Consider the following 18993-nt stretch of genomic DNA (forward strand, 5'->3'; position numbering starts at 1 on the left):
TGAGGCATTTCTGCGTTCAGGCCACGGTTTCCAGCACAGCCGAGCTTCGGGTATGATCTCTCTTGTTGTCCCGCCCCAATAGCTCAGTCGGTAGAGCGTCTCCATGGTAAGGAGAAGGTCTACGGTTCGATTCCGTATTGGGGCTCCAACACGAAGAAGGGCCCCGCCTGTTGGCGGGGCCCTTCTTTCGTTCGGCGGTTCCTACTGCGGTTCCGGTACCCGCATCGCCAGGATGGCCATGTCGTCCGACGCCGGCTCGGCCGCGAACCTCTCCACCGCTCGCAGCACGCGTGACGCGACGGCGCCGGCCGTCAGGCCCGTACAGCCCGTCAGGACATCGACGAGACCGTCGTCGCCCAGCATCCGGGTTCCCTCACGGCGTTCGGTGACGCCGTCGGTGACACAGAGCAGGACGTCGCCCGGGTCGAGGGTGACCATCTGCTCGTACAGCTCCAGGTCGTCCATGACGCCGAGCAGCGGCTGCGGGTCGGCCGCCGCCTCCACCGTGCCGTCCTGGCGCAGGCGCAGCGGCAGCGGATGGCCGGCGCAGACGACCTTGAGGACGGCGCTGCCGTCCTCCTGGGGCCACAACTCCCCGTAAAGCAGCGTCAGGAAGCGGCTGCGCGCGCCCTCGTCGAGGATCGCCGCGTTCAGGCGCTCCAGTACCGCCGGGCCGCTGAAGCCCTCGCGGGCCAGGAGGCGGAGCGCGTGCCGGGCGAGGCCCGTCACCGCCGCGGCTTCCGGGCCCGTGCCGCAGACGTCGCCGATCGCGAAGCCGTACGCGCCGTCGTGGATCGGGAAGATGTCGTAGAAGTCGCCGCCCACCTCGTTGCCCTCGCCCGCCGCGCGGTAGATGACCTCCACCTCGACGTTGGGCACCTGGGGCAACTCCGGCGGCAGCAGGCTGCGTTGAAGAGACTGGCTGATCGCCATGCGCTCCGAGTAGAGGCGCGCGTTGTCGAGCGCGAGCGCCGCTCGCCGGGACAGGTCCTCGGCCAGCTCCAGGATCTCCTGGCGGAAGTGGTCGTCGGACGGCTTGCCGAGGGTGAGCATCCCGATGACCCGGTTACGGGCGACGAGAGGCAGTACGACGGTCTCTCCGCCCACCGCGGCCGCTGTAGCCAGCGTGGTGCCGATTCCGGAGGAGACGGGCGTGGAGGCCCCTCCCAGCTCCCTCATGGACGTACGGAGCGCCGCCTGGTGCGCGGCGTCGGCCGGGCCGGTCCACACGCGGGCGCCCGGAGTCGGCACCGGCTCGGGCGGATCGATCGTGGAGAGCAGGGCCTTGAGGCCGTCGATGCGCTCTTCGTCCTCGTGCAGTACGTACGAGAGGTAGGGGTCCGACGCCTGGTCGGCGATCGTGTAGACGGCGCACCAGGTCGCGAGGGTCGGCACCGTCATCTGTGCCATGAGCGCGAGTGTCTGGTCCCGGTCGAGTGTGCCGGCGAGCAGGTCGGAGGCTTCGACGAGGAAGGAGAGCGAACCGCGCCGGAGGCGTTCGAGCTCGCCGAGCCGGGCGGACTCGACGGCCAGGGCGATGCGGTCGGCGGCGAACTGGAGTCGCAGGGCCTCCTCGTTGGAGTACCGGCCCGCGGATTCGGCGGCGACGCCCAGCGAGCCGGTGAGCCGGCCCTCCACCTTGAGCGGGACGGTGACGACGGAGCGCATGCCGGTGCCGTTGAGCAGCGGGACGGCGCCGGGGACGATCACCAGGTCCTCGTGGACGGCGGGCATCCGGGCGGAGCCGTACCGCCCCGTGCCGGCCTCCACCGGGACGCGGGCGAAGCGCTGGCGCGCCGAGGGGAGCCCGGTGGTGGCCCGTACCTCCAGCTCCGTCTCGTCGTCGGTGGCGAGCAGGAGGAAGGCGGAGTCGCCTTCGAGCATGTCGCGGGCGCGCTCCACGGTGCGCTGGAGCAGACCGTCGAGATCCTCCGGGGCCGGTGAGCCGATGAAGACCTCGAAGGGGTCCACGGTGCGGCTCTCGGCGCCCGCCTCGGTGGCGGGGGCGCGCTGCGGGGTCTGGATGACGGCGCGTTCGTCGTCGCGTACGAGAAGGCAGACGGTGGACGGCTCGCCCTCGGTGTCGCGCACCCGGAGGTGGGAGGCGTACACGGGGATGACTCGGCCGTCGCTGCCGCGGATTCCGTAACTGCCCTCCCAGCGCGAGAGCAGCAGCGCCTCGGCGATGCCGGTGCCGATGCCCGGCGTGTGCGGCCAGGCGGCGAAGTCGGTGAGGGGTTTGCCGATGACCTGGTCGGCGGGGTAGCCGAAGAGGTGTTCCGCGTCCTCGTTCCAGGTCGAGACGGCGCCGGTTCTGTCGATCTGGACGACGGCGACCCTGACCCGTTCGTCGGTGACGGGGAGGAGCGCGTTCGGGATGACGGGGCCGGCGGACCGCGCGCCGACAGGGCGGTCCGGCAGGTCGAGCTGGAACCAGACCTGTTTGTGCGTCGGGGTGTAGTCGACGCCCCAGCGGGAGGCCAGGGCCGCGCAGAGGAGCAGTCCGCGGCCGTTTTCCCGGTCGGGGCTGCCCAGGGACAGCCCCGTGCCCTGCATGGGGATCTCACGTTCGGGATAGCGGTCGGAGACCTCGACGCGGACGGCGCCCTCCGTACGGAGGCAGAGCACGTCCGCCGACGTGCCGGCGTGGATGACCGCGTTGGTGACGAGTTCGCTGGTGAGGACCACGGCGTCGTCGACGACGTCGGAGTACCCCCAGCCCTGGAGCGTGTCACGGACAAAGGCGCGGGCGGTCGCGACGGACCGCCCGACAGGGTCGAAGCTGGCAGCCGCCCGCGCGGTGATCACAGAACTCCTCGTACGCGTCTCGACGCCCGGCTCCGCCATGATTCGGCCCCGCCCTCCAGAAGCCCGGTGGTAGTACGTTCGCCACACCGCCCCCGCCGGGCGGACCGGGACGGTTGGACAGCCGGATGCCAGGTTACTTACCTTCGCTGGCAGGGTGGATGCCGGTTGCCACTGTTTCCGCCTACCGGGGGTGGGGACGCTATGCGAAGCTGCCGATCTGTTATCGCCAGGTTCAGCCGTGGTGAAACACTGGGCAGGATTCCAGAGACAGTCCGAGTAACAGGTCTGAGCAGTCAGTACGGTCAACCCCCGCGGGAGGGACACGGTGGAGTCTGGCGTGGCGGCGCGTGGCAACAGCACGCGCGCGAAAGGCGGACGGTCCCGGAACAACGGGGCCATCGAGGTTGATGCGGCGGCTCTCAACAGACTGCTGACGGCCTTGGTGGCGATGCGGGACGGCAACTTCCGTAAACGCCTGACCGTCTCCGGTGACGATGTGATGGCGGAGATCTCCGCCGTGTTCAACGAGGTGGCGGACCGGAATCTGCACCTCACGGGCGAGCTGGCCCGCGTACGCCGCATGGTCGGGCGTGAGGGCAAGCTCACCGAGCGGCTGGAGACAGGCGCCTGTGAGGGGTCCTGGGCCACCGCCATCGACGCGTCGAACGCCCTGGTGGACGACCTGGCGCGCCCTGTGTCCGAGGTCGGGCGGGTGCTGTCGGCGGTCGCCGAGGGCGACCTGGAGCAGCGGATGGAGCTGCGTTCGCACTTCGACGAGGGCTCGGCGGGGACGGAGCGCCCGCTGCGCGGCGAGTTCCTGAAGGTCGCCAGGACCGTGAACAGCCTGGTCGACCAGTTGTCCGCGTTCACCGACGAGGTGACGCGGGTGGCGCTGGAGGTCGGTACCGAGGGCAAGCTCGGCGGTCAGGCCAAGGTGCGCGGAATGTCGGGTTCGTGGAAGGATCTCACGGATTCCGTCAACACGATGGCGTACCGGCTCACCGCTCAGGTACGTGACATTGCTCTCGTTACGACGGCCGTCGCCAAGGGTGATCTGTCGCGCAAGGTCACCGTGCACGTGGCCGGCGAGATGCTTCAGTTGAAGAACACCGTGAACACGATGGTGGACCAGCTGTCGTCGTTCTCGTCCGAGGTGACGCGAGTGGCCCGCGAGGTGGGCACCGAGGGCGAGCTGGGTGGCCAGGCCACCGTGCCCGGCGTGGCCGGTGTGTGGAAGGACCTCACCGATTCGGTGAACACGATGGCCGGCAACCTGACCAGTCAGGTGCGTGGCATCGCGGAGGTCACCACCGCCGTCGCGAACGGCGATCTTTCTCAGAAGGTCACCGTGAGCGCGCGCGGCGAGGTCGCGCAGCTCGCCGAGACGATCAACCAGATGACCGAGACGCTGCGTACGTTCGCCGACGAGGTGACCCGGGTGGCGAGCGAGGTCGGCGGCTCGGGTGTGCTGGGCGGTCAGGCTCAGGTGCCGGGCGCGGCGGGCACCTGGAAGGACCTGACGGACTCGGTCAACACCGTCTTCCGCAATCTGACCACCCAGGTGCGGGACATCGCCCAGGTGACGACGGCGGTGGCGAACGGTGACCTTTCCCAGAAGGTGACCGTCGACGTGGCCGGCGAGATGCTGGAACTGAAGAACACCGTCAACACGATGGTGCGGCAGCTCAATTCGTTCGGCTCCGAGGTCACGCGGGTCGCCCGCGAGGTCGGTGTCGAGGGCCAACTCGGCGGCCAGGCCGAGGTGCCGGGCGCGGCGGGTACGTGGAAGGACCTCACCGACTCCGTCAACACCGCGTTCCACAACCTCACCGGCCAGGTGCGCGACATCGCGCAGGTGACGACGGCGGTGGCGAACGGTGACCTTTCCCAGAAGGTGACCGTCAACGTCGCGGGCGAGATGCTCGAACTGAAGAACACGGTCAACACGATGGTGGCGCAGCTGTCGTCGTTCGCCGACCAGGTGACGCGGATGGCGCGTGACGTGGGTACGGAGGGCAGGCTGGGCGGTCAGGCGCGGGTGGACGGCGTCTCCGGTACCTGGAAGGAACTGACCGACTCCGTCAACTTCATGGCCGGCAATCTGACCGACCAGGTGCGTCAGATCGCCCAGGTGACCACGGCCGTGGCGCGTGGCGACCTGTCGCAGAAGATCGACGTCGACGCCCGTGGCGAGATCCTGGAGCTGAAGAACACCATCAACACGATGGTCGACCAGCTCTCGGCCTTCGCCGAGCAGGTGACCCGCGTGGCCCGCGAGGTGGGCACGGACGGTAGGCTCGGCGGCCAGGCGCAGGTGCCGGGCGTCGCCGGTGTCTGGCGCGATCTGACGGACTCCGTGAACGGTATGGCGGGGAACCTGACCTCCCAGGTCCGCAACATCGCCCAGGTCGCCACGGCGGTGGCGCGCGGTGACCTGTCTCAGAAGATCGACGTCGACGCGCGCGGTGAGATCCTGGAGCTGAAGAACACCCTCAACACGATGGTGGACCAGCTGTCGAACTTCGCGGAGCAGGTGACCCGCGTGGCCCGCGAGGTCGGTACGGAGGGCATGCTCGGCGGTCAGGCGGAAGTACAGGGTGTCTCGGGCACCTGGAAGGACCTCACACAGTCCGTCAACTTCATGGCGAACAACCTGACCTCGCAGGTCCGCAACATCGCCGAGGTCACGACGGCCGTCGCCAAGGGCGATCTGTCGAAGAAGATCACCGTCGACGCCAAGGGCGAGATCCTCGACCTCGTCACGACCGTCAACACGATGGTCGACCAGCTGTCGAACTTCGCCGACGAGGTGACCAGGGTGGCCCGTGAGGTGGGCACCGAGGGCATCCTCGGCGGCCAGGCGCGGGTACGCGGCGTGACCGGCATCTGGAAGGACCTCAGCGACAACGTCAACACGATGGCCAACAACCTGACGAGTCAGGTGCGGAACATCTCGCGGGTCTCCTCGGCGGTCGCCAACGGCGACCTCACCAAGAAGGTCACCGTCGAGGCACGCGGCGAGGTCGCCGAACTCGCCGACACCGTCAACATCATGGTGACTACGTTGTCGTCCTTCGCCGACGAGGTGACGCGCGTCGCCCGCGAGGTGGGCACCGAGGGCGAGTTGGGCGGCCAGGCGCGCGTGCCGGGCGTCTCGGGGACCTGGAAGGACCTCACCGAGTCGGTGAACTCGATGGCGTCCAACCTGACCGGTCAGGTGCGCCAGATCGCCACGGTCACCACCGCCATCGCCAAGGGTGATCTCACCAAGAAGATCGACATCGACGCCCGCGGTGAGATCCAGGAACTGAAGAACACCATCAACACCATGGTCGACCAGCTGTCGTCGTTCGCCGACCAGGTCACCCGGGTGGCCCGTGAGGTGGGCACGGACGGGCAGTTGGGCGGCCAGGCCCGGGTCAGGGACGTCGACGGCACCTGGCGCGACCTCACCGAGTCGGTGAACGAGATGGCCGGCAACCTGACCCGTCAGGTGCGGGCGATCGCCGCCGTCGCCACCGCGGTGACCCGCGGCGATCTGAATCTGAAGATCGACGTCGACGCGGCGGGCGAGATCCAGGTCCTCCAGGACAACATCAACACCATGATCGCCAACCTGCGCGACACCACCCTCGCCAACGAGGAGCAGGACTGGCTCAAGGGCAACCTGGCCCGTATCTCCGGACTGATGCAGGGCCGCCGCGACCTCGACGACGTCGCCTCGCTGATCATGAGCGAGCTGACGCCGGTGGTCGCGGCGCAGCACGGCGCGTTCTTCCTCGCGATGCCGACCGGCACCGTCTCCGAGCTGGGGACGGGCGGTGGGCGCGACGGCTCGTACGAGCTGTGCATGCGCGGCAGTTACGGCTACTCGGCCGGTTCGATGCCGACCTCTTTCCGGCCGGGCGAGACCCTGATCGGTACGGCCGCCGAGGAGAAGCGCACGATCCAGGTGAATGTCCCGCCGGGCTATCTGAAGATCTCCTCGGGGCTCGGCGAGGCGTCACCGGCGTACGTGATCGTGCTGCCGGTGCTGTTCGAGGGCAAGGTCCTCGGTGTGATCGAGCTGGCGTCGTTCCAGCCCTTCACCCAGATCCAGCGGGACTTCCTGAACCAGATCGCCGAGATGATCGCGACGAGCGTCAACACGATCAGCGTCAACACCAAGACCGAGGTGCTGCTCAAGCAGTCGCAGGAGCTGACCGAGCAGCTGCGGGAGCGCTCTGCGGAGCTGGAGAACCGGCAGAAGGCCCTTCAGTCCTCCAACGCGGAGCTGGAGGAGAAGGCGGAGCTGCTGGCCCGTCAGAACCGGGACATCGAGGTGAAGAACACCGAGATCGAAGAGGCGCGGCAGGTGCTGGAGGAGCGCGCCGAGCAGCTCGCGGTGTCGATGCGCTACAAGTCCGAGTTCCTCGCGAACATGTCGCACGAGCTGCGTACGCCGCTGAACTCGCTGCTCATCCTGGCGAAGCTGCTCGCGGACAACGCGGAGATGAATCTCTCGCCGAAGCAGGTGGAGTTCGCCGAGACGATCCACGGCGCGGGCTCCGATCTGCTCCAGCTCATCAACGACATCCTCGATCTGTCGAAGGTCGAGGCGGGCAAGATGGACGTCAGCCCGACGCGGATCGCGCTCGTGCAGCTCGTCGACTACGTCGAGGCGACGTTCCGGCCGCTGACGGCGGAGAAGGGGCTCGACTTCTCCGTACGGGTCTCCCCGGAGCTGCCTGCGACGCTGCACACCGACGAGCAGCGGCTGCTCCAGGTGCTGCGCAACCTGCTGTCCAACGCGGTGAAGTTCACCGACACGGGCGCCGTGGAGCTGGTGATCCGGCCCGCGGGGGCGGATGTGCCCAACGCGATCAGGGAGCAGCTGCTGGAGGCGGGCTCGCTGCGTGACGCGGACGCCGATCTGATCGCCTTCTCCGTCACCGACACCGGTATCGGGATCGCGGCGAGCAAGATGCGGGTGATCTTCGAGGCGTTCAAGCAGGCGGACGGTACGACGAGCCGTAAGTACGGAGGTACGGGTCTGGGCCTGTCCATCAGCCGGGAGATCGCCCGGCTGCTGGGCGGTGAGATCCACGCGGCGAGCGAGCCGGGCCGCGGTTCGACGTTCACGCTGTACCTGCCGCTGCACGCCAGTGAACTGCCCCCGCAGGGCTACCCGCAGCTCGCGCCGGGCATCGATCCGCAGCGCGGCGGCAGCGACTACTCGTCCCTGTCGGCGGAGCGGGCGCACCTGGACCGGCCCGCGGCTCCGTCGGAGGCCCGTACGGGGCCCGCCGCGCTGTTCCGGCGCCGCCGCAAGGCCCTGGGCGGTCCGGAGCAGCTGAACTCGTTGTCCGGACGCCCTGGGGGCCCTGGGGGTGCGTCAGGTGATCTGCCTGGTGGCGGCAACGGTTCGGCGGGTACGGCCAACGGCGCGCGGCCGGCAGGTGTTTCGGGGGCGCAGGAGCCCTGGGCGCCCGACGCGCAGGACGCTCCGGAGGAGCGGCGTACGTTCTCCTTCGGCGGCGAGAAGGTGCTGATCGTGGACGACGACATCCGCAACGTCTTCGCGCTGACCAGCGTCCTGGAACAGCACGGTCTGTCGGTGCTGTACGCCGAGAACGGCCGTGAGGGCATCGAGGTGTTGGAGCAGCACGACGACGTGACGCTGGTGCTGATGGACATCATGATGCCGGAGATGGACGGTTACGCGACGACGACGGCGATCCGCAGGATGCCGCAGTTCGCCGGGCTGCCGATCATCGCGCTCACCGCGAAGGCGATGAAGGGCGACCGGGAGAAGGCGATCGACTCCGGCGCATCTGACTATGTGACAAAGCCGGTCGATCCAGATCATCTTCTGTCGGTGATGGAGCAGTGGATGCATCAGAAGTGACACATAAGTGACGCCGGGAGCGGCTTCGTAAGTGACCGGCGGCTGTGCGAACCTGTGGGAGAAGGTGAGTTCTTGTGGTCCATCACGTGTGGGCCGCAGGTAATCGGGGAACTTTCCGAGCTCCTGTGACGTTTTTGCTACGTGCACAGTGACATCGCGGTGACAGGGTGTGGCGACAGGCGGGGTGCGGCTACCATGACCGGCACAAGGACGGACGGCGTAAGGGAGTCGTCCCCTGGGGCGGCGCCCGGTGCACAGCCGGGGCGAGGAGGGCGGGCCATGGTGCAGAAGGCCAAGATCCTCCTGGTCGATGACCGGCCGGAGAATCTGCTGGCGCTGGAGGCCATTCTCTCCGCGCTCGATCAGACGCTGGTGCGGGCATCGTCAGGGGAGGAAGCGCTCAAGGCGCTGCTGACGGACGACTTCGCGGTCATTCTGCTGGACGTCCAGATGCCGGGGATGGACGGTTTCGAGACCGCCGCGCACATCAAGAGGCGTGAGCGGACGCGCGACATCCCGATCATCTTCCTCACGGCCATCAACCACGGTCCGCACCACACCTTCCGGGGCTATGCCGCCGGCGCGGTGGACTACATCTCCAAGCCGTTCGACCCGTGGGTGCTGCGCGCGAAGGTCTCGGTCTTCGTCGAGCTGTACATGAAGAACTGCCAGTTGAAGGAGCAGGCCGAACTGCTCAGACTGCAACTGGCGGGAGCGGGCGAGGTAAAGGAGCCGACGGGTCTCCTGGCCGAACTGTCCGCCCGGCTCGCCGCGGTTGAGGAGCAGGCCGAGGCGCTCTCCAAGCAGCTGGACGACGAGTCCGCGGACGCGGCGGCCGTCGCCACGGCCGCGCATCTGGAGCGCAAACTGACCGGACTCCGCCGGGCGCTCGACGCCCTGGAGCCGGGCAGCGGAGGCGGCTCCCCGCTCCCCTCGCCCAACTGACCTTCCGAGGACCGTTCCGCGGTCCGGTCCGCAGTCCGGACCGAGGAGCTGAGAGCGCGTCAGTTTCCGGTCGGCGGCGGGCGACACGATCGGGTGAAGCAGTGGGCACACGTGTCCGTCGCCGTTCACACCGGTAACCTCACCTCCATGGCCTCACGTACGTCCGGCAAGGGTTCCCAGGGCGCGGCGGGCACCGCGAAACCGCGTGCCGGCCGTGCGAGCGGTGCCGCGAAGAAGGCGGCCCCCGCCGCCAAGGCCGCGGCGAAGAAGACCGCACCCGCGAAGAAGGCACCGGCCAAGAAGGCCCCCGCGAAGAAGTCCGCGGCCAAACCTGCACCCAAGCCCGCGCCGTCCCCGACCAACGGCGTCTACCGCCTCGTACGCGCCCTCTGGCTGGGTCTCGCGCACGCGGTCGGCGCGATGTTCCGCGGCATAGGCCGGGGCGCCAAGGGCCTCGACCCGGCGCACCGCAAGGACGGCGTCGCGCTCCTGCTGCTCGCGCTCGCGCTGATCGTCGCCGCCGGTACGTGGTCGAACCTGCGCGGCCCGGTCGGCGATCTCGTCGAGATGCTCATCACCGGCGCCTTCGGCCGGCTCGACCTGCTCGTCCCGATACTGCTCGGCGCCGTCGCCGTCCGGCTGATCCTCTACCCGCAGCGGCCCGAGGCCAACGGACGCATCGTCATCGGCCTCTCCGCGCTCGTGATCGGCGTCCTGGGGCTCGTGCACATCGCCTGTGGCTCCCCGGGCCGGGACGCCGGTACGGAGGCGATGCAGGACGCCGGCGGGCTCATCGGCTGGGGCGCGTCCATGCCGCTGATCTTCGCCATGGGCGAGGTGCTGGCCGTACCGATGCTGGTCCTGCTGACCGTCTTCGGGCTGCTCGTCGTCACGGCGACACCCGTCAACGCCATCCCGCAGCGGCTGCGGCAGCTCGCCGTCCGGCTCGGGATCCTCGATCCCGCCCCGGCCGACCGCGACGACGAGGAGCGGCAGGAGTACGACGGCGACGACGAGCGGTACGACGAGCAGTGGCGTGAGGCCCTGCCCGCGCGGGGGCGGCGCTCGACGGCCCGGCGCGGCGCGGCGCCCGACGACTACGACCACGACTCCGACCAGGCCGAGGCCGAGGCGCTGGCCCGCCGCCGGCGCCCGCGCAGGCAGTCGGCGGGGCCCGGCAGGCAGCGGCCCCTGGACGCCGTCGACGTGGCCGCCGCCGCTGCCGCCGCGCTGGACGGAGCGGTACTCAACGGGATGCCGCCCTCGCCGATCGTCGCCGACCTCACGCAGGGCGTCTCGGCCGACCGCACGCGGGACGCCGCGAAGGCGCGGCCGGGGGAGCGTAAGCGCGGGCCGGTCGGCGTGGGATCCGGGTCGGGCGAGCACTCCGTACCCACGGCGCGCGAGCCGGAGGCGCGTGCCGACGCCGCGCAGTCCCGGTCCGGAGGCGTCGCCGACCTGACCAAGCCCGCCCCCGCGCAGGACCGGTCGCTGCCGCCGCGCGCCGAGCAGCTTCAGCTCGCCGGCGACATCACCTACTCCCTGCCGTCCCTGGACCTGCTGGAGCGCGGCGGCCCCGGCAAGACCCGCAGTGCCGCCAACGACGCGGTCGTCGACTCACTGACCAACGTCTTCATGGAGTTCAAGGTCGACGCGACCGTCACCGGCTTCACCCGGGGTCCGACCGTCACCCGCTACGAGGTCCAGCTCGGCCCCGCCGTGAAGGTCGAGCGCATCACCGCGCTCACCAAGAACATCGCCTACGCCGTGGCCAGCCCCGACGTCCGGATCATCAGCCCCATCCCCGGCAAGTCCGCCGTCGGCATCGAGATCCCGAACTCCGACCGGGAGATGGTCGTCTCGTCGCGCTCGGCAAGAACGTCGAGGGCGGCTACGAGATGGCCAACCTCGCCAAGATGCCGCACCTGCTGGTCGCCGGCGCCACCGGATCCGGCAAGTCCTCCTGCATCAACTGCCTGATCACCTCCGTGATGGTCCGGGCGACCCCGGAGGACGTCCGGATGGTCCTCGTCGACCCCAAGCGGGTCGAGCTCACGGCGTACGAGGGCATCCCGCACCTGATCACGCCCATCATCACCAACCCCAAGCGGGCCGCCGAGGCGCTTCAGTGGGTTGTGCGCGAGATGGACCTGCGCTATGACGACCTCGCGGCGTACGGCTACCGCCACATCGACGACTTCAACCAGGCCGTACGCAACGGCAAGGTCAAGGCCCCCGAGGGCAGCGAGCGCGAGCTGACGCCGTATCCGTACCTGCTGGTGATCGTTGACGAGCTGGCCGACCTGATGATGGTCGCGCCGCGCGACGTCGAGGACGCGATCGTGCGCATCACCCAGTTGGCCCGCGCCGCCGGCATCCATCTGGTGCTCGCCACGCAGCGCCCATCGGTCGACGTCGTCACCGGTCTGATCAAGGCGAACGTGCCCTCCCGGCTCGCCTTCGCGACGTCCTCGCTCGCCGACAGCCGGGTCATCCTCGACCAGCCCGGTGCCGAGAAACTGATCGGCAAGGGCGACGGGCTCTTCCTCCCGATGGGGGCCAGCAAGCCGACACGTATGCAGGGCGCCTTCGTTACGGAGGACGAGGTCGCCGCCGTCGTACAGCACTGCAAGGACCAGATGGCGCCCGTCTTCCGGGAGGACGTCGTCGTCGGCACGGCCAAGAAGAAGGAGATCGACGAGGACATCGGCGACGATCTCGATCTGTTGTGCCAGGCCGCCGAGTTGGTCGTCTCCACTCAGTTCGGATCGACATCGATGCTTCAGCGGAAGTTGCGCGTGGGTTTCGCCAAAGCGGGAAGGCTCATGGATCTGATGGAATCGCGGAACATCGTCGGTCCGAGCGAGGGTTCCAAAGCGCGTGACGTGCTGGTGAAGGCGGACGAGCTGGACGGGGTGCTCGCGGTGATCCGTGGCGAGCCCGCTCCCGAAGGAGCTGACGGGAATTGACGACGACTGAGGCGATCCGAGAGATATCCGGGGCAACCCTTTCGGCCGGCCGGACGTCAACGTGGAGAGAGAGACACCCCGGTGTCCCGTCGACACGCCGCCCGGCCATTCAGATGGCGTACAAAGTGCGTCCGCCCGGTTGCCCCACCCTTTCGTACCACCCATAGACTGAACATCCAGCAGGTGGCTACACGCTCGAAAGGCACTCCCGTGTCCATCGGCAACTCCCCCGAAGACGACCAGCCTTCCGCCGTCGACCCCGCTGAGGACGAGCGGCCCGCGACCGAAAAGGACAAGCCTTCGGTCGGTCACGTCCTACAAGAAGCACGCACCGCCGCAGGACTGACCGTCGAAGAGGTCAGCGCCTCCACCCGGGTGCGCGTTCCCATCGTGCAAGCGATCGAGCAGGACGACTTCTCGCGCTCCGGCGGCGACGTCTACGCGCGCGGTCACATCCGTATGGTCGCGCGCTCCGTCGGGATCGACCCCGAACCTCTGGTCCGGCAGTACGACTCCGAGCACGGCGGGCGCCCGGCGCCGACGCCCGCCGCCCCGCTGTTCGAGGCCGAGCGGATCCGCCCGGAGCGGCGCCGTCCGAACTGGACGGCCGCCATGGTCGCCGCGATCGTCGCGGTGATCGGCTTCGTCGGCTTCACCATGTTCAACGGCACCGAGGACGAGGGGCAGGGCAAGCAGGTCGCCGAAGGCCCCGCGCCGGAGAAGACGACCTCAGCGCCGAGCACCACGAAGCCCGCCGACCCGAAGCCCGACCCGTCGGACAGCGCCATCGCGGCGGCCCCGGCCGACAAGGTGACCGTCAAGCTCTCCGCCGTCGAGGACAAGAGCTGGATCTCCGCGAAGTCCCCCAACGGTGAACTGATCTTCGACGGACTGCTCCTCAAGGGCGAGTCCAAGACCTTCCAGGACGACGAGCAGATCGACTTCATCCTCGGCAACGCCGGGGTGATCGACATCTTCGTCAACGGCAAGCAGGTCGACGAGGACTTCAAGCCCGGCCAGGTGGAGCGGCCGTCGTACACGAAGGGCGACCCCGAGGCAGGCTGATGCCGCGGCCGGCGCCGGACGGGAACCGACGGCGTCGGCGGGCATCGGACGCACCGTCGTACGGCGGGGCGCGGGGTCGGCCCTGGGAGTGGCCCGTCGTCTTCGGGCGGGCCGGGCAACCCTGCACGGCAGGAGGGCGGCCAGGACAAAGTAGTCTTGAGCCCATGCCCGAACGCCGTACCGTCGCCCTTGTCACGCTTGGCTGCGCCCGTAACGAGGTGGACTCGGAGGAGCTTGCAGGCCGCTTGGCAGCGGACGGCTGGGAGCTCGTCGAGGAAGCCGCCGACGCGGACGTCGCCGTCGTCAACACCTGCGGCTTCGTCGAAGCCGCCAAGAAGGACTCCGTCGACGCCCTGCTGGAAGCCAACGATCTGAAGGATCACGGCAGAACCCAGGCCGTCGTCGCCGTCGGCTGCATGGCCGAGCGCTACGGCAAGGAACTCGCGGAATCGCTCCCCGAAGCGGACGGCGTGCTCGGATTCGACGACTACGCCGACATCTCGGACCGCCTCCAGACCATCCTCAACGGCGGTATCCACGCCTCGCACACCCCCCGCGACCGGCGCAAGCTGCTCCCGCTGAGCCCGGCCGACCGGCAGGGCGCCACCGGTGTGGCACTACCCGGACACGGCGGCGCGGCGACACCTCTTACAGAGACGGTGATCGTCCCCGCCCCCGCCGACCTGCCGCAGGGACTCGCGCCCGCCTCCGGCCCGCGCGCCCCGCTGCGCAGACGCCTCGACAACAGCCCCGTCGCCTCGGTGAAGCTGGCCTCCGGCTGCGACCGGCGCTGCACCTTCTGCGCCATCCCCTCCTTCCGTGGCTCCTTCATCTCGCGCCGCCCCTCCGACGTGCTGGGTGAGACGCGCTGGCTGGCCGAGCAGGGCGTGAAGGAGGTCATGCTCGTCTCCGAGAACAACACCTCCTACGGAAAAGACCTCGGCGACATCCGCCTCCTGGAGACGCTGCTGCCCGAACTCGCCGCGGTCGACGGGATCGAGCGCGTACGGGTCAGCTACCTCCAGCCCGCCGAGATGCGTCCCGGACTCATCGACGTCCTGACGTCGACGCCGGGCGTCGCCCCGTACTTCGACCTGTCCTTCCAGCACTCCGCGCCCGCAGTGCTACGCGCGATGCGCCGCTTCGGGGACACCGACCGTTTCCTGGAGCTGCTGGAGACGATCCGGGGCAAGGCACCCCAGGCAGGGGTGCGCTCCAACTTCATCGTGGGCTTCCCGGGCGAGAGCGAGGCCGACTTCGCCGAGCTGGAACGGTTCCTCACCGGCGCCCGGCTCGACGCCATCGGTGTGTTCGGCTACTCGGACGAGGACGGCACCGAGGCGGCGACGTTCGAGCACAAGCTGGACCCGGACGTCGTGGCCGAGCGGCTGGCGCGGCTCTCGCGGCTGGCCGACGAGCTGACGTCGCAGCGGGCCGAGGAGCGCCTGGGGGAGACCCTGACGGTACTCGTGGAGTCCCTCGGGTCCGTGGACGACCCCGAGGAGGGCGCCGTGGGCCGGGCGGCCCACCAGGCGCCCGAGACCGACGGCCAGGTCGTCTTCACGTCGAGCGAGGGCCTGCGCCCCGGTCGTATGGTCGAGGCGAAGGTGGTCGGCACCGAGGGCGTGGACCTGGTGGCCGAGTACTGCGGCTTCACCGGGGACGAGCCCCGGAGCCCCGGCGAGGAGGCAGCCAGATGACCGGAGTCCCGGCATCGGCCGAGGGCGGCCAGGGCAGTAGGCCGGCGCCCGGTGGCAAGCTCGGGGCTGCGGCCGTCAATCAGGCCAGCTTGTGGAACATCGCCAACATCCTCACGATGATGCGGCTGGTGCTCGTACCGGCCTTCGTGGCGCTGCTCCTCCAGGACGGCGGTTACGACCCGGCCTGGCGCGCCTGGGCGTGGGCCGCGTTCGCCGTAGCCATGATCACCGACATCTTCGACGGGCATCTGGCCCGTACGTACAACCTGGTCACCGACTTCGGGAAGATCGCCGATCCGATCGCCGACAAGGCGATCATGGCGGCCGGGCTGATCAGTCTCTCCGCGCTCGGGGACCTGCCGTGGTGGGTGACCGGCGTGATCCTCTTCCGCGAGCTGGCGATCACGCTGATGAGGTTCTGGGTGATCAGGCACGGGGTCATTCCGGCCAGCCGCGGCGGCAAGATGAAGACGCTGGCGCAGGGCACGGCGGTCGGTATGTACGTGCTGGCGCTGACGGGGCCGCTGGCGACGCTGCGGTTCTGGGTGATGGCGGTCGCGGTCGTGCTGACCGTGCTGACCGGCCTGGACTACGTACGCCAGGCGATCGTCCTACGGAGGGCGGGGCTGGCCGCCGAGCGGGGCCGGGCGGAGCGCGCTTCGTGACATCCGGGACGGAGGGGGCGTTCGCGATGCGGGACGGGGCCGTACCCGGTGCGGGGAAGGATGCGGCGGCCGACGGCGTTCTCCTTGAAGAGGTCGCAGCCCGGGTGCTGGATCTGCTCGTACGCCAGGGCACGACGCTGGCGGTCGCGGAGTCGCTGACCGGCGGTCTGGTGGCCGCAGAGCTGACGTCCGTCCCCGGCGCCTCCCGGGCGCTTCGCGGGGGAGTCACGGCCTACGCGACGGACGTCAAGCGCGATGTCCTGGGCGTGGACGGAACACTTCTGGCCGAGCGGGGCGCGGTGGATCCCGAGGTCGCACGGCAGATGGCCGCCGGCGTACGGGACGCACTGGCCGCGGGCTGGGGCATCGCGACCACGGGGGTCGCGGGCCCCGAGGCACAGGACGGACAGCCCGTGGGCACCGTCTACGTGGCTGTCAGCGGTCCGCACGGTGCCGGGAAAGTGGCCGCACTGCGGTTGAACGGTGACCGGGCGGAAATCCGTAGAGAGAGTGTGCGGAGCGTGCTGGACCTGCTCTCCGGCGAACTGACCGGGAACGGGCGGACACAGGATACGGAACGGAACGGGGGGATTTGATGTTTGCAGCCCTGAGTGAACACGACATCGCTCCCCGCACGGCCGCAGCGCGAGGCGGTACGGTGGGGCGAGAAGGTTGCGGCTACGCGGTCCGAGGAGGGAGCCACCGATGATTCTGCTCCGTCGCCTGCTTGGTGACGTACTGCGTCGGCAGCGCCAGCGCCAGGGCCGTACTCTGCGCGAAGTCTCCTCGTCCGCCCGAGTCTCGCTCGGCTATCTCTCCGAGGTGGAGCGGGGGCAGAAGGAGGCTTCTTCCGAGCTGCTCTCCGCTATCTGCGACGCGCTTGACGTACGGATGTCCGAGCTCATGCGCGAAGTGAGCGACGAACTGTCGCTGGCCGAACTGGCCGCGTCCGCAGCGGCCGCCGAGCCGGTGCCCGCGGCGGTACGCCCGATGCTCAATTCCGTCTCCGTGACGTCGGTGGCAGGTGTGCCGACGGAGCGGGTGACCATCAAGGCGCCTGCGGAAGCGGTGAATGTCGTCGCCGCTTGATCCGCACGGCGTGACCGAGGCCTGAGCCCCGGACGGTCCCAGTGACCGGCCGGGGCTTCTGCTTTGCCCGTTCGCGGCCGGCGGGGGCGCGGTTCACCTCTCGGGTGACCTCTCACGGGTGAACCTTGGCAATTTTTCCGAAATGAGCCTTTTGGGGTCTTGTGCCATGGTGGGCGTACGTGTGAACGGAACTGGAGGACGCCCCATGTCTGTCGTCAAGAGCTCACTGCCCGAGGCGGATCTGAAGCTGGTCGGCGAGGCGCTGCAGGGCGCACTCGTGGATCTGCTCGATCTCTCACTGGTGGCCAAGCAGGTGCACTGGAACATCGTCGGGCCGCGCTTCCGGTCCGTACACCTCCAGCTCGACGAGGTCGTCACCACGGCCCGCCAGCACTCGGACACGGTGGCGGAGCGGGCCGCGGCGATCGGCGTGACCCCGGACGGCCGCGCGGCGACGGTGGCGGCGCAGAGCGCGATCGGCACCGTTCCCAGCGGCTGGATCAAGGACACGGACGCCGTACGGACGCTGGTGGACGCCCTCAGCGCGGTGGTCGTGCGCATGCGCGAGCGGATCAGGGCCACGGACCAGCCCGACCCGATCACCCAGGACATCCTGATCGGCCTGACGGCGGATCTCGAGAAGCACGCGTGGATGTTCCAGGCGGAGAGCGGTTGAGGCGGGTGAGCCGGGTGCGGGTACGTCGCGTGGTGTGCCCCGGTAAGGGTCGCCCATGCGCCGTGCACGCCTCCGATGCGCCCTTCCGCCGGATACGCGGGCCGGTCTAGCTTCGGTCTGAGGAGGCGGCCATGGCACGGCGACGGATCCTTCTGCCGGCTCTCGCCCTGGGCGGGCTGTGGTGGTGGGCCGTACTGCGGCTCGCGCTGGCGCCCGAGCACGCCGGGGTCATCGAGGGGGCGGTGGCGGCGGGCGGCTGGGGGCTGAGCCTGCTGCCGGTGCACGCGGCGGCCCGTACGTCGGTGAGATCCGGGAAGGGCGCCGTCGCGGCGGTCGAGGGATCCGTACCTGAGATCCCGGAGGGTCCGGACGGCCGCCGGGACGGATCTCAGGGGACGGGGCCCAGCTGGCAGCGGGGGCACCAGTAGACGGGGCGGTCGTCCTCGGTCGTCTTGCTGATGGGGGTGCCGCAGCGGCGGCAGGGGAGGCCGCCGCGGCCGTATACGTACAGATGACGGCGCGATCGTGCCCGGTTGGCCTCCAGCAGCTTCTTCGCGGCCGTCACCAGCTGCTGGGGGGCCGGCAGGTCCCCGATGGGCAGCCAGGGAGTGGTACGGGCGAGGAAGCAGGTCTCGCACCGGAAGACGTTGCCGATGCCCGCGAGATTGCGCTGGTCCAGCAGCGCCTCCCCGACGGTGCGGGCCGGGTCGGCGAGCAGATTGCGCAGGGCGGTGTCCGGGTCCCAGTCCGGCCCGAGGATGTCCGGGCCCAGGTGGCCCACCACGCTCTCCTCGTCCGCGGTCTGGAGGAGTTCGAGTACGGGGAGCCGGTAGCCGACGGCGACGCGTTCGGCGTTGCCGAGGACGGCCCTGATCTGGTGGCCGGGACCGCCGCGCCAGCGCTCGTCGGGGCCGTACACCCGCCAGGCTCCGTCCATCCGCAGATGTGAGTGGAGGGTGAGGCCGCCCTCGACGCGGGTCAGGATGTGCTTGCCGCGCGGGGTGACGTCCAGGACCGTCCGGCCGGTGAGGTCGGCGGTCGCGAACCGGGGGACGCGGAGGTCGGACCGGGTCAGCAGCCGCCCGGCGAGGGCGGTGTGCAGGCGCTGGGCGGTCTGCAGGACGGTGTCACCTTCGGGCATGTTTCCATCATGCGCGAGAGGGCCGCCGCGGCGGGCGGCGTACGGGGT

The 18993-nt window shown here is 69.6% G+C and carries 11 protein-coding genes, 1 tRNA gene and 1 pseudogene; 11 read left to right on the forward strand and 2 right to left on the reverse strand.

Translation table 11 applies throughout. The features are described 5' to 3' along the window. The first annotated feature begins 72 nt into the window (after nt 1-72). Nucleotides 73-148: transfer RNA gene (locus BHU15_RS15930), tRNA-Thr, on the forward strand. Nucleotides 149-201: 53 nt separating this feature from the next. On the opposite strand, the gene BHU15_RS15935 is transcribed toward BHU15_RS15930, so the two are convergent. Beyond that, a complete protein-coding gene (locus tag BHU15_RS15935) occupies nt 202-2847 on the reverse strand; it encodes a SpoIIE family protein phosphatase (protein ID WP_069627795.1) in 2646 nt (881 codons plus the stop codon). A 286-nt stretch (nt 2848-3133) separates the two neighbouring features. Between BHU15_RS15935 and BHU15_RS15940 the strand changes: the two genes are divergently transcribed. The 10 genes and pseudogenes from BHU15_RS15940 to BHU15_RS15985 all read left to right on the forward strand — a co-directional run bounded on the left by BHU15_RS15940 (nt 3134) and on the right by BHU15_RS15985 (nt 18232). After that, nucleotides 3134-8695 (forward strand): HAMP domain-containing protein, encoded by a 5562-nt coding sequence (locus tag BHU15_RS15940; RefSeq protein ID WP_255293122.1) that lies wholly within the window; start codon nt 3134-3136, stop codon nt 8693-8695. A gap of 279 nt (nt 8696-8974) precedes the next feature. Next, nucleotides 8975-9640 (forward strand): response regulator, encoded by a 666-nt coding sequence (locus BHU15_RS15945; protein ID WP_023538261.1) that lies wholly within the window; start codon nt 8975-8977, stop codon nt 9638-9640. Nucleotides 9641-9787: 147 nt separating this feature from the next. Further along, nucleotides 9788-12609 (forward strand): annotated as a pseudogene (locus BHU15_RS15950) (DNA translocase FtsK). 210 nt (nt 12610-12819) lie between these two features. Then, nucleotides 12820-13674, forward strand: a complete 855-nt coding sequence (locus BHU15_RS15955) for a helix-turn-helix domain-containing protein (protein WP_069627796.1) — start codon at nt 12820-12822, stop codon at nt 13672-13674. A 164-nt stretch (nt 13675-13838) separates the two neighbouring features. Beyond that, entirely contained in the window at nt 13839-15374 is a 1536-nt protein-coding gene (gene rimO / locus BHU15_RS15960; RefSeq protein WP_069627797.1) for a 30S ribosomal protein S12 methylthiotransferase RimO, read from the forward strand. Next, a complete protein-coding gene (gene pgsA, locus BHU15_RS15965; protein ID WP_023538256.1) occupies nt 15371-16039 on the forward strand; it encodes a CDP-diacylglycerol--glycerol-3-phosphate 3-phosphatidyltransferase in 669 nt (222 codons plus the stop codon). The genes rimO and pgsA overlap by 4 nt, the downstream gene beginning before the upstream one ends. 104 nt (nt 16040-16143) lie before the next feature. Then, nucleotides 16144-16635 (forward strand): CinA family protein, encoded by a 492-nt coding sequence (locus BHU15_RS15970; protein WP_069627824.1) that lies wholly within the window; start codon nt 16144-16146, stop codon nt 16633-16635. A 109-nt stretch (nt 16636-16744) separates the two neighbouring features. Next, a complete protein-coding gene (locus BHU15_RS15975; RefSeq protein ID WP_023538254.1) occupies nt 16745-17128 on the forward strand; it encodes a helix-turn-helix domain-containing protein in 384 nt (127 codons plus the stop codon). Nucleotides 17129-17333: 205 nt separating this feature from the next. Continuing rightward, nucleotides 17334-17804: a Dps family protein gene (locus BHU15_RS15980; protein ID WP_023538253.1), complete on the forward strand. Its 471-nt coding sequence runs from the start codon at nt 17334-17336 to the stop codon at nt 17802-17804. A gap of 131 nt (nt 17805-17935) precedes the next feature. After that, entirely contained in the window at nt 17936-18232 is a 297-nt protein-coding gene (locus BHU15_RS15985) for a hypothetical protein (protein WP_069627798.1), read from the forward strand. On the opposite strand, the gene BHU15_RS15990 is transcribed toward BHU15_RS15985, so the two are convergent. Beyond that, nucleotides 18193-18945, reverse strand: coding sequence for a DNA-formamidopyrimidine glycosylase family protein (locus tag BHU15_RS15990; protein ID WP_069627799.1), 753 nt, complete (start codon nt 18943-18945; stop codon nt 18193-18195). The genes BHU15_RS15985 and BHU15_RS15990 overlap by 40 nt on opposite strands. Nucleotides 18946-18993 lie beyond the last annotated feature (48 nt).

This window comes from Streptomyces niveus (assembly GCF_001723055.1).
GTDB classification, from domain to species: Bacteria; Actinomycetota; Actinomycetes; order Streptomycetales; family Streptomycetaceae; genus Streptomyces; species Streptomyces niveus.